This is a genomic window from Cohaesibacter celericrescens (assembly GCF_002866925.1).
Taxonomy (GTDB): domain Bacteria; phylum Pseudomonadota; class Alphaproteobacteria; order Rhizobiales; family Cohaesibacteraceae; genus Cohaesibacter; species Cohaesibacter celericrescens.
Genome location: NZ_PKUQ01000055.1, coordinates 165895 through 177816 on the forward strand (window position 1 = coordinate 165895; position 11922 = coordinate 177816).

The 11922-nt window shown below is 50.0% G+C and carries 7 protein-coding genes; 5 read left to right on the plus strand and 2 right to left on the minus strand.

Translation table 11 applies throughout. The features are described from left to right. Positions 1–59: 59 nt before the first annotated feature. On the minus strand, positions 60–2924 hold the full coding sequence (locus C0081_RS21750; protein WP_101535834.1) for a sensor domain-containing protein: 2865 nt from the start codon (positions 2922–2924) through the stop codon (positions 60–62). A gap of 450 nt (positions 2925–3374) precedes the next feature. On the opposite strand from C0081_RS21750, the gene C0081_RS21760 reads away from it, so the two are divergent. The 5 genes from C0081_RS21760 (at position 3375) to C0081_RS21780 (ending at position 10042) form a co-directional block, all read left to right on the plus strand. Further along, the gene (locus C0081_RS21760) at positions 3375–4649 is read left to right on the plus strand and encodes a multidrug effflux MFS transporter (RefSeq protein WP_101535836.1); all 1275 of its coding nucleotides are present in this window, start codon (positions 3375–3377) and stop codon (positions 4647–4649) included. Positions 4650–4973: 324 nt separating this feature from the next. Further along, positions 4974–6032 carry a DUF2157 domain-containing protein gene (locus tag C0081_RS21765; RefSeq protein ID WP_146006515.1) on the plus strand — a complete coding sequence of 353 codons (1059 nt, stop codon included), beginning with the start codon at positions 4974–4976 and terminating at the stop codon, positions 6030–6032. After that, entirely contained in the window at positions 6025–7233 is a 1209-nt protein-coding gene (locus C0081_RS21770; protein WP_101535838.1) for a DUF4401 domain-containing protein, read from the plus strand. Before C0081_RS21765 ends, C0081_RS21770 begins: the two co-directional genes overlap by 8 nt. After that, positions 7226–7759, plus strand: a complete 534-nt coding sequence (locus tag C0081_RS21775) for a GDYXXLXY domain-containing protein (protein ID WP_180967010.1) — start codon at positions 7226–7228, stop codon at positions 7757–7759. The genes C0081_RS21770 and C0081_RS21775 overlap by 8 nt, the downstream gene beginning before the upstream one ends. Positions 7760–7885: 126 nt before the next feature. Continuing rightward, positions 7886–10042, plus strand: coding sequence for a hypothetical protein (locus tag C0081_RS21780; RefSeq protein WP_101535840.1), 2157 nt, complete (start codon positions 7886–7888; stop codon positions 10040–10042). A 13-nt stretch (positions 10043–10055) separates the two neighbouring features. Here C0081_RS21780 and C0081_RS21785 read toward each other — a convergent pair whose 3' ends face one another. Then, on the minus strand, positions 10056–11879 hold the full coding sequence (locus tag C0081_RS21785) for a P-loop nucleotide/nucleoside kinase family protein (RefSeq protein WP_101535841.1): 1824 nt from the start codon (positions 11877–11879) through the stop codon (positions 10056–10058). Positions 11880–11922: the final 43 nt, after the last annotated feature.

Here is an 11922-nt window from a genome sequence, read left to right on the forward strand (position 1 = left end):
TATTGTTGGTATTATTGCGTATTATTCAATTGTATACATGTGTATAACAAGAGTTTTGACTAAACGGACTGTTTTTTACTTTTGAAGTCTTTGGCCAGGAGAGATTGCCTATGGCGACTTGACTGTGTTGACAAAGCGCCGATATTCCGTTTCTCGCGGATCCATCGGGTTATATTTTTCATATTGAGAGGGCGCGATACCAAATACCCCTGAACCGAGCAATTTGAAATTTCGGCAACCGTGGTTAGCTCTTGGTGGGTTTCAATGCCCTCACATACAACACGCAACTGCATCAGCCGAGACATGGACATGACAACTTCCATGATCGCTTTTTTCTTTTCGCTTGTGGTGATATCTGTGACAAAAGAGCGATCTATTTTAATGCCATCTACTGGCAAACAGGACAAATGAGACAGGGACGCATAGCCTGTGCCAAAATCATCCAGTTCCACATGTACGCCTTTTTTAGCCAGAGTCGTAAATAGAGCCTTAAGGTTTGCATCCTTGCAACTGACGAAGATGCTTTCTAGCAATTCAACCGCGAGCAAACTTGGATCAACGCCATATTTGGTCATGCTGTCGCAAAAATCGTCGACAAAGGTCGTTTTGCTCAGATGATCTGGCGAGATGTTGATAGAAAGCCGACCAAACTCCAAGCCTTCGTCCGACCAGATTTTTGCCGCTTCCATTGCTTTGTTGATAATGACGCGCCCCAATGTTCCCGCAAGGCCATTGCTTTCTACGATGTCCATAAACAAGCCCGGGGGCAGCAACCCCTGTGTGGGGTGGTTCCAGCGAACCAAGGCCTCTATACCCGTGATGCTTTCGTCAACGGAGCTGATCTGGGGCTGGAAGTAGAGCTCGAACTGATCATGGCTTAGAGCCGAGCGGATATCGGTTTCGATTTTGATGTCACTGTCCACTTTCTCCTTCATTTCGGCCGAGAAGAAGCGATAACCGTCTCGCCCCGCTTCTTTGGTTTTATAAAGCGCCAAATCAGCATAAATCATCAGAGCTTCCAACTCGATCCCGTCATCAGGGCAGACCGCTACGCCCAGACTGACTGTTGGCCACAAGGTTGCTGATCCATGCAGGACCGGTATGGCGATCAAGTCAGTAAGCTCCTGACACAGGCCCTCAAGTTCCAATGTGCTGTCGCCCTTGACGATCGCAATAAATTCATCACCGCCCCATCGATAGGGTTTGAAATTGGCGACCTTGCTTGAAAAGAATGCCAGACGTGTGCCCATTTCCTTCAGTAAGTGGTCCCCAACGGCATGTCCCATCGTGTCATTGACTCGCTTGAACTTGTCCAGATCAATCTGGATCACTGCGAAACGCTCGATTGGGCCATCTTTTTTGGTCAGTTCTTCGAGATCTTGTTGGCAGTGGGCGCGGTTTGGCAGGGTCGTCAGCGCGTCAAAATAAGCAATATGCTCCAGCGCATCGCGAGTCCGGCGCAGTTCGGCTTCCCGTTCTCTTTGAACGGTCATATCGATGACTGTGGAAATGCTCTCACCATTGGCCAAGTGTTTTTTGGATACCACCAACTGCGTTCCGTCATCCAGAATCAAATCATATTCGAACTCCTGTTTTTCGAAATGATCCTTTAAGTAATTTTCAACCCAGCTGTCTACATCCAGTCCGTCCAATGACCAACAACCAGCTTCGCAGCCCAAGCGCATCATATTGTCCAATCTCAGACCCGGGCGGATGACGTGCGAGAGCTTGGGATAAATATTGCGATAGGCGAGGTTGGCCATCTGCAGGATGCCTTGTCGGTCCCAAAGGGCAAACCCATTTTGCATCGAATTGACCGAGTTTAACAAATTCTCGTGGGTCTTACTCAGAGCCTGCTGTGCGGTCTGCAGGTCGAGTGTCGCCTTTTCAGCCAGTTCATTTTTGTCACGAAGATTTTCGATCATCGTGTGACGTTCTGTAACATCAATGTGCGAGCTCACGAAGCCACCGTCCTCAAGCGGCCAGCCATTCACTTCCAGCACTTGACCGTTAGGCGTGGTGCGCTCAAAGCTGTGAGGCAAGAATTGCTTAGCCAATGCAACGGCTTCAGACACCATCTGCTCCACATCGCCGTCTCCATAGACACCCGAAGAAGCATTGTGACGGTATATATCCGCAAAATTACAACCCACCGGAAAATCTTTGGCGGGAAGATCAAGCAGATCATAGAAAGCAGGATTGGCTAGCTGAAGAACAAGGTCCTTGTCATAAGCACTGATAGCGCCGGGGAAATTGTCAAATGTAGAATAGAGGATCTGATTGCTTTTATTCAGCTCTTCCTCTTTTTTCTTAAGCTCTGTGATATTCGTCCGAATGGAGACAATTTCTGTCAAGTTGCCTTCGGCATCATGAATAGGCATCACAGTGGTTGTGACCCAGTAATGACTGCCATCTTTGGCCCTATTGCAGATGTCACCAAACCACGCATCTCCTCCCATGACGGTTTTGTACATGTCTTCGAAGAAGGAGTCCGGATGATATCCTGAATTAAGAATGGTATGTTTTTTGCCGATCATTTCATCACCGCAATATTGTGCGATGTTACAAAAATTTTCGTTCACATAAGTGATTTTACTGTCTGGATCGGTGATGGAGACAATAGCATGCGCATCAATGGCCGCTTTATGAGACTTCAGGGTTGCTGAGAGCTGTCGCGATTTGTCGCGCTCTTCAATCAGGGCCAGCAAACGTTGATTTGCGCGGCGGTGCGCTAAATATGCAAGAACAGTGAGGCCTGCGATACACCACAAAAAGAATTGGCTAGCCATTTGAAGTGTTTCATGCACAAATTCATGATCTGCAGATGCTGTAATATCCAGCAAAAGCAACTCGCCGACAATTGTGGTGAAGAAGAGCCCGAATAAGATCAGTTTATGTCCACTTACGCCGGTTTTCTTAAGCATACAAAGGCCTCTGGTTAACTCGGGTCAACACAGCCCCTTCGCTGAAACAACTGATACGTATCGCGAGTGAGCCAAGGAATTCTCACCCATCTCTGCCAATTCGAAGGGTCTTATTGTCAAAAATGACAGGAAAGTGTTGAAATATAGATAAAGCGGAAGGGGAGATCCAAAATGCCATGCCAAAAGTATCCCGATTTCATATTGCGGCCATACGAGTTGGCATAAGTGGACGTTAGAAAATCCGAATTTTGCTGGTCATCGTTATTTGCCAATGGTAAGAGCAACCCTATATTCCCCATCTGCACCATCCAAAGCGTCTCTAGGGTCTGGTGGTGCGCACCTGCTATAATGACGGTTTCCCCACAACGCTGTCTTGCCCAAAAATGTGAGATTTAGCATGAAGCATCTGATGATCCAGATGTTCCGCGTGCAAAAAGGATCTATTGATAAATGATTGACTCAAAAGACAAAATGTCTGATCCGCAGGCTGACAAGTCCGAGCCAACAGCGGCAAGTTTGCCATTTGTTGAATTTGTCGTTCTGATGGCACTTATGATGTCGTTGGTTGCTTTGAGTACGGATGCCATCCTGCCGTCGCTCGACATCATCGGGCATGAATTGGGGCATTCAGATCCCCAACAATTGCAACAAGTGATTACGGCGCTGTTTGCTGGATTGGCTGTTGGGCAACTGGTCTACGGCCCCCTTTCGGACCAAATAGGCCGAAAAAAATGCATCTACTTAGGGCTGGCTCTGTTTGTCATCGGTAATTTGTTAAGCTGGTCTTCCACGTCTTTTTCCCAACTTCTCATCGGCCGGCTTTTGCAAGGGTTCGGCGTCGCTGGTCCGCGCATTATCCTGATGGCTCTCATTCGGGATATGTTCCAAGGCAGGGCTATGGCGCGCATCATGTCCTTTATCATGGGGGTGTTCATCTTCGTACCTGCGATAGCACCGATCATTGGCCAGTTTATTGCTCATTTGGCTGGCTGGCGCGCTGTTTTCCTCTTCGTGGTTTTTCTTGCGTGCGTTGCCTGGATTTGGTTCGGCATACGCCAAAGAGAAACGCTGCCAGCATCCAAACGCGTTCGGGTCACGCCATCATCCCTTTGGAATGGAACGAGACGGGTCTTCACCACTCCCAGCTGCTTTGGCTATATGATTGCTGCAGGTTTCGCCTTTGGTCCTTTTATGTTTTATATCAGCACTGCACAGGATCTGTTTCAAACCACCTATGCTGTTGGAGAGCGATTTCCCTTTTTCTTTGCAGGCTTGGCGCTGTCTGTCGGTCTTGCGTCGTTCCTCAATTCTAAGCTGGTGATGACGTTCGGGATGCGCAAGTTGGTCAATGCGGCCCTGATGACATTGATTTGTCTGTCTTCCCTCGCTTTGATATTGTCCTACCAGTCCGGCTTTGTGCCGCCACTGTGGTTGTTCCTGATGCTGTTTAGCCCACTCTTTTTCTGCATGGGTCTTTTATTTGGCAATATCAATGCGCTGGCCATGGAAGACGTGGGGCAGATTGCTGGCTTGGCGTCGGCTTGGATCGGCGCAGTCTCCACGGGGCTGGCGATGACTATTGCAACCCTGATGGGCCAAGTCTATGACGGCACGATCTTGGCGTTGGGCGGTGCCTTTATGATCTCTGGATTGACGACATTGCTGGTGGTTCAGATCACAGAGCGTTTGCGTGCCCCAAAATCGGACGAAGCAATGCCCGTTTAATCGATGGAACAAAACATTTGACTGTCTCATGGCTTTGAGAAACCTGTCGTTAGACTATTCAAATGGTTTGATAATGTGCCATCAAAATTGACTGGTGGTTTGAAATATCAGGTTCAAACCACCAGACTGCGCCTGCAGTGTCCACTCGAGCGACCACCCCGTTACAGCGCTTAAAACTTGTTAAAGTGACATCCAAATAGAGCGTAAAACAACAAGAGCTCACAAAATCTGCGCATTCTTGTTATGCTGTTGAGATAAATCACTTGAAGCTTGCTCAAAGCAAAGGATTATAGCGCCTTGTCTTCCTCAAATTCTGGTCCAAGGATGATTGATAAACTGGCCGGCTTGTCTATTGATCGGCATCGACTTGACGAATTGACCAAAAAAGGGGTGATTGATGCTGAACTTCGGCAACAAAGCCTCAATTGGCTTCATCCGGCTTATCTTTGGGCAAATTGGACGATGCTGCTGCTGCTGGCCTTTGGCACTGGGTTGATGCTATCGGGTATTATCTTTTTTTTCGCCTTCAACTGGGCATCTATCCCAGACTTGGTCAAGTTGGCGGTCATTCAGGCGGCCTTGGTTTTGGCGGCAATAGGGGCGTGGCAGCAAACGCCGGATCGTCTTACCGGACGATTGTTGTTGTTGGTTGCGGCGACGCTGGTGGGTGTCTTTCTCGCCACATTCGGACAGATCTATCAGACCGGCGCTGACGCGTGGCAATTGTTTGCTCTATGGGCTGTGTTGATGACGCCTTGGACGCTTGTTTCTCGTTTGGCTGTCATGTGGGTGCTGTGGTTAGGCCTAATCAATCTGGCACTCTGGCTCTTTTGGCAGGCCGATTTTGGCTTGGGCACGCAGCATGTCTATTTCTGGAATCTGATCCATGTTGCATTCATTGGCAGTGCTCTCATTCTCCGCGAACGATTGGTGCTCAATGCAAACCGGTCCCCGCATGCAAGGGCGTCTACGTGGTTGGCACCTCATTGGACACGTTGGCTATTGGTTGCGGCGATGCTGCTGTTCTTGTTCCCCAATATGCTGGAATGGATTACCAATATCGGCTCGGCCACTGCATTCGTTACGGTCAGTGGCGTGTTGGCGACGATAGTTTGCGTGGTTCTGTTGGTTACCTACCGCAAAATCACATTGGACATTCCTGCATTGACAATGGTTCTGCTGATGCTTTGTTTGCTGGTTGTCATTGCGTTGGCGGTCTTCTTTGATACCCAACTGTTTGGCGCACTCGGAACCACCTTTTGGACCGCAGTGACCGCCATCATCTGTTTTGCTGCCGCCGCCGGATATTTGAGGCGGCTGTTGGCGCTTGAGGGCGGGCAGAAAGACAATAGGGACGGGGAGACGGCAAGTGGCAATGTATGAGGCTTTCAAATTGGTGCTAGATGCCCCCGATGCGGCTCGTTGGCTTGCCTATTTGCGCCAACAAAAACCAGAAATAGAACCGGCAACCCTTGAGGCAATTTCAAATGAAATTGTTGCCACCGACGCACAGACACACCACGAAACGCCGCTTTACTTGCGTGCTTTGAGTGGGATTGGTGCGATAATCTCGGGTTTTCTGATCCTTTATCTGCTCTATTTGTTCGGCCTGTTCGAACTAGACCAGATCAGTCTCAGTGTGAATGGCTTGGTGTTGATGTCTGTCGCGACCCTTCTTTACCGGTCGGGATTGAACAGCACGGGTTTAAAACAGGATTTTCTCTTCCAAATCGGCCTGACATTGTTGCAGGCAGGCAAAGTGTCCCTTATCAGCGGATTGGCGATGGTTGCCTATGATATTCTTGATTTGGGGTTTGCTTGGCCAATCGTCATCATCCTAGGGTTGGTTGCTGTTCTCAGCTTTTTGCTCTTTCCGTCGTCTCTGGAAAGGTTTGTTGCTGCATCGTCCTTCCTGATTTCCCTATGGGTTTGCCTGTTGCTGGACACATCAGCGCGCTGGCAGGGGGGCATGTTCACCCTTCTGGTCATCGTGCATCTGTTTGGTATTGCGGCTTTTCTGCATTGGTCGATACTGCGCCGTCATGTGCTCGCTCTGTATGATGCCTTGTTGGTCTCTCTGTGTATCGGTGTCGGGATCATTGCCACATTTATCAAATTGACCGCTTTGGGGCAGGTGCCGCAGGCCGTCGCATCCTTTTCATTGGGATTGGCAGGTTTTAGTGAAAAATGGCCTACGCAAATTGCCTTGGCCCTTGCTTTGCTGGCTTTGATTTTTTGGGTTGCGGGGACTGGCCGCTCCAAACTGAGTGAACCATTGCTGGCCGCTTGTGCCGGAGTTTTGGTGCTTACCCTGATTTCTGATCCGGGCATTCTGTTGGCACTTGGGTTGATGATATTGGGCTATGCCACCCATCGGCCTGCCCATATTCTGTTGGGTTTGGCGTTCGCCCTTGGTTTCGGGTTTTACTATTATTACGCGCTTGATCTTACGTTGCTTCAAAAGTCCGCTATTTTAATAGCCTCCGGTCTGCTTTTTTTGGCGGCAGCCGGATACATTCGGTGGCGCCGTTGGCATGTGCCACAAAAAGCTAGAACAAACCCAAGGGAGACGAACAATGCGTAAAAGCCTGGTTCTGCTTGCGCTCATTCCGATCCTTGCGGTCTTTAACTATGGAATTTTTGAAAAAGAAACCTTGCTGCGAGATGGCGAGTTGATATTGGTGGCATTGGCTCCGGCCGATCCACGCTCTCTTATGCAAGGGGACTATATGCGCTTGCGCTACCAAGCCGCGATCGATGCTGCAGAAAGGTTAAAGCAAGACAAAAAGCAAATAGGCAAGTCTTGGCAAGCGCCAGAAACGGCTTATCTCGTGCTTGCTCTGGATGATAAAAGCATCGCGCAATTTGTCCGTTTTGATACAGGCCGTGACAAGCTCGCGGCAAATGAGAGACGCATTTCGTTTCGCTATCGAGAGCGCTGGGGCAGCCCGGACATCCAAATATACCCAGATTCCTTCTTTTTCCAAGAGGGCCACGGGAGCGCGTTTCAAAGCGCAAAATTTGGTCTGATGCGCTTGCATCGCAACGGTGACCACCTGCTATCTGGCCTTGCTGACGAGACTGGGAAACAGATCAAATCAAGACGATGAGTGGTCTATAACCAATCCTAAATTAACTATGAGCTAACCATCTTTGGTTAACCTTGGTGATCACAGCCTAACGCCCTGTCCAAATGGCTTTGCGATGGCATCCTCTTGAATATACACGAGACAATCATGCTTGAACTGGCCCAATTATTAATGTCCACCGCCGGTTTTGGATTGCCTCTGGGCATTTTGTTGTTGATGTCTGGCCGCGTGAAAATCCGTAATGAACTCGACACATTGATCCGGATTCTATCTGCTTTTTGCTTGTCCATGGTGTGTTCCTGGCTCGTCGGGTTTGGCTTGTTTAGCGGTTTTTCTTATGTCGGCCTCATTGGCATGGGGCAAAGTGTTGGGGCACGTATCGAGCAAATCAGCTCGCCTCATGACCTGCAAACACTATTTATGTTTTCTGTCCCGCCGATCCTCGTTACCGCAGCGATGGCAGAACGAGGAAATTTTGTGGTTGGAAGTGTGCTCGTTGCAGTGGTTGCTTTGTTTGTGGTGCCTTTGTCTGCCCATTGGGGGTGGACGGACTCTTCCGCTATAACAGGTTGGGTTGCAGGAAAGGGGTTCGAGGATGAAGGCGGCGCCGTTGTAATCTTTGCATCCGCTGGTTTTGTGGCGCTCGCTGCAAGTTTGACCATTGGACCCAGAAGTGGCCGTTTTCCATTGAATTCGAAACATCCGCAGGGGCACAGCCCCACATTTCATGTTTTGGGTGCAATTGTCATGGTGTTGAGCCTGGCATTTGTCTGTGCGGGGCAGGCCGAGCAGGTTCGTGCCATGCCTGCAGTTATATTCAAGGTTTTGCTTGGTTCTTGCTTTGCTTTTGTTTCTGCCATGCTGCTGTTGATCCTGCGCAAGAGCAAAGACATCGCAATGGATCTGGTCACTGCCGGGGTGGCCGGTGGGATTGCCTTAACGGCTTTTGCGCCTCATACAGCACCGGCAAGTGCCGCTTTGACAGGTATATTTGCCGGATCCTTCGCAATTGGCCTAAGGCGGATTCTTAGCGCCGTGGAAATTGATGATCCCGGCGATTTGATTGCTATGTTCCTATCGGGTGGTTTGATCAGTGGCCTTTTGGCCCCGGTTCTGTGGTTAGGTGGTGGCCAGGGACTTCTCAACCAGCTGGTCATGCAGTTGACAGGTATCATAGCAATTTCCGCATGGTCCTTTGGCGTAACGTTTCTTGTCGCTCAACTGTTATTCCGTTTTGCTGGCTTGAGGGTATCAGAGGGAGATGAAGCCCGCGGTCTGTCGCGGGTGCATTTCGATATGCAAAGCGAACCGGATTTCTTTTTGACCCAATTCATGGACAATGCTCATACCCAAAGTGGGCATGAGCAAGCTGGCAAAGGTCAATTATCCAGACTTGCAATCATCTTCAGCCAGTCCATCGTGGATTTGCGCACGGAAACCCATCGGGCGACGGAACGCATTTTATCGATGAGCCCGGATGCAAAGCATGGTGTAGCCATGGCAGCGCGCATTCGGTTGGCAGAAAACACCTTAAGGGTAAAATCCGAGGACATTCTACTGCTATTGGGAGGAGCGCTTGACTGCGATAAAATGGCCGTCAACGGTGCCGGATTTTTACGGTGGGCAAAGAACGTGCTGGAAATCCTCATGGAACCGGCTCTTCGAGACCTCGAACAATTCACTCGCCACCTGCCACTACAGGCTGAACTTGAAGAGCTGGAGAATATTATTCTTGCCGCTGCAGACACGGTAGAACGATGTGCCCATCAGGTGGACTTGCTGGGTGATTTGTCCGATTCCCAAAAGCAGGGATTTTTCTCGCGCGATCATAAATGCGATCTGGCGGCATTGCTTCAGGAGCAATCAACGCTGCTTCAAACCTTGGCTGACATACACAACAGCCCCATTCAAATAGATTGTCCTGTTGATGCTGGCTTGATTGTGGCTGGGGATGCCAATGCTTTCAAACGCATTCTAACATTGTCGGCAGAAGGGGCACTCAATCGTTTGCTGAGCAAAGATGGCAAACCGGTTCGTATTGAATTGCGGGAACACACGTCTGGCCGACATATTGTATTTGAATGCCTTGATACAGGCAGCGCGCTAACGGCCAGACAAATACGGGCCATCATTGACCCCACAACAGAAAATCATGCCTTGGAAGAGTTGGGGCTGCCGCAGATCTTGCCTTTGATGCTTGTCGCCCGACTGGTCGATGCAATCGGGGGGGAATTGTCTCTGTCCAGCGAACATGGATTGGGAACCATGTTGCAATGTCGTTTCCGCATGCTTCACAGCATTTGATTTTGCCTAGTCGCTAGTGCAAGGTTTCTTTTGAATTGGGCACCCACGCAGGGTTGATGTGACCCAGTGTCTGCCCGAGCAGATCGCCAACAGAGCGGGAAGCATCCAACTCGATCCAGTTGGTCCAATCCCTGTCTATTCCTTGAGAACCCAAGATCGGGTCTATTGTCCGGTGCGTTTGGATTGCGCGCTTGCTGCGATCCATAGGAAGCTCTGCTTGCAACTCCAGATCGAGGTGATCTGATCGCGCAGGGCTTCTATCAACGGGGCGATTGTCATGGAGGGGATCATACAAATGAAACGCAACAACGCGGAGTGTCGAGCCTTCTTCTTGGGCAAGCTGGGTCAGGTTTTGGCGACTGATCGGGCTATCGAAGCGACCTTCTAACACGACCGAATAACCCGCAGCGATGGCCATTCTGGCTTTGTCGGCAATTCTGCGGTAGGCGAGCCTCCAAATTGATGGCCGATTGGCCGACGGTGTCAGGTCAGCCTCCTTTGATACTTCGTGCAGGGCTAATATTTCTTGATAGACGGATAGGTAAAGAGCCCCTGGCATGCGACCCGTTTCCGGGGCCAACAGGCGTGCTAAGTGAGATCGATTGGAATGGCTACTGCCGCCAATCACAATGAGTATAGCTTCGTCCTGAAGCAGGCTTTCGCGCGCGGTCTTGATATAGCCCCTCAGTGCGGCCGTCTTGCCGCAGGCTTCATCTTTACGGCCGAAAGTGCTATCTTGATGGACCACATCAGCAGCCAGCATGCGCGCCTGTTCCATAGCGCGGACGAACAGATACAGATCCAACACCTCAAGCCCGTCAAGAGAATGGCTATCCAGCAGTTGATTGCAATAATTTGAAAAAACCCAGTTTGCCTGGCGATTGAGACCGCGTGACCAGAATTCTCCAATCAGGGAGCCAAGGTCATATAATGGATCGCCCACCCATTCCCGCACATCGACGTTATTACAGCTCACTTGTGGGTTCACCAGCCGCAGCCCGTCTGGCAGCTCAACGACATTGCCAAGCCCGACATTGCCATGGATTTGACCAATTAGGCCGCGCCGACCTCGCGTTTCAAACACCGATCGCGCGCGCTCAAACTGATCTCTGGCCCGATTAAGACAGGCCCTTAATGTTGTTTGTTTGGCATAACGGTCCAGTTGTCGCACAACAGCCGCAAACCCATCAAGCATTTCATTCAGATGCAATTGCCACGATTGTCCCGGGGTATGACAATTGGTGTTCGTGCCCTTTTTGGCAATCAAATGGCTGAGACGTTGGCACTCTGCAAAATTGGGCTGGTATAGCTCGACCTGCTTGTCATAGCTTTTAGAAAAATCATATCTGCGGAGCCTGACGAGCCAGTCGACAATCTGCGTGTTTTGACACACCGCCGAGAATGCAGAATATGTGCCTGCCTCAGATCCCTCGCTTGCGGGTTTAGGCAATTGTAAAAATTGTCCCTTTGTATCAACCCGAACAGGCACCAGATCAAGATATAGATCTGGCGCGAACATTTTACCCAATCGCATTTCCAGTTGCGCCAAATGGTAGCGTCTCTCCAGACTGAGAGGGTCAGTCTGCCCCAGAGGCAATTGTCGGTGCAATTTGTAACAAAACGGACCTGACAAAAAAAGGATATGTTGTGCCGAGTCAATCCGGTCCACCGGCTCTTTGCTGCCATAACTATTGGCGTCCGCTAAAAAGGCTAAAACAGCGTTCTGTGACATGTGCGAAAAAGAAGCTTCTGCGGCTTGGCCTGACTGAAGCTGTCCATCTGTATCCGGGGGCGCACTGGCGGTGGCTGTCGAAACTTGGGAACGTAGAGTGTCCATTTTTCCGCTTCCGGACATAGTAGATACAAGGGGATTGTTCCTC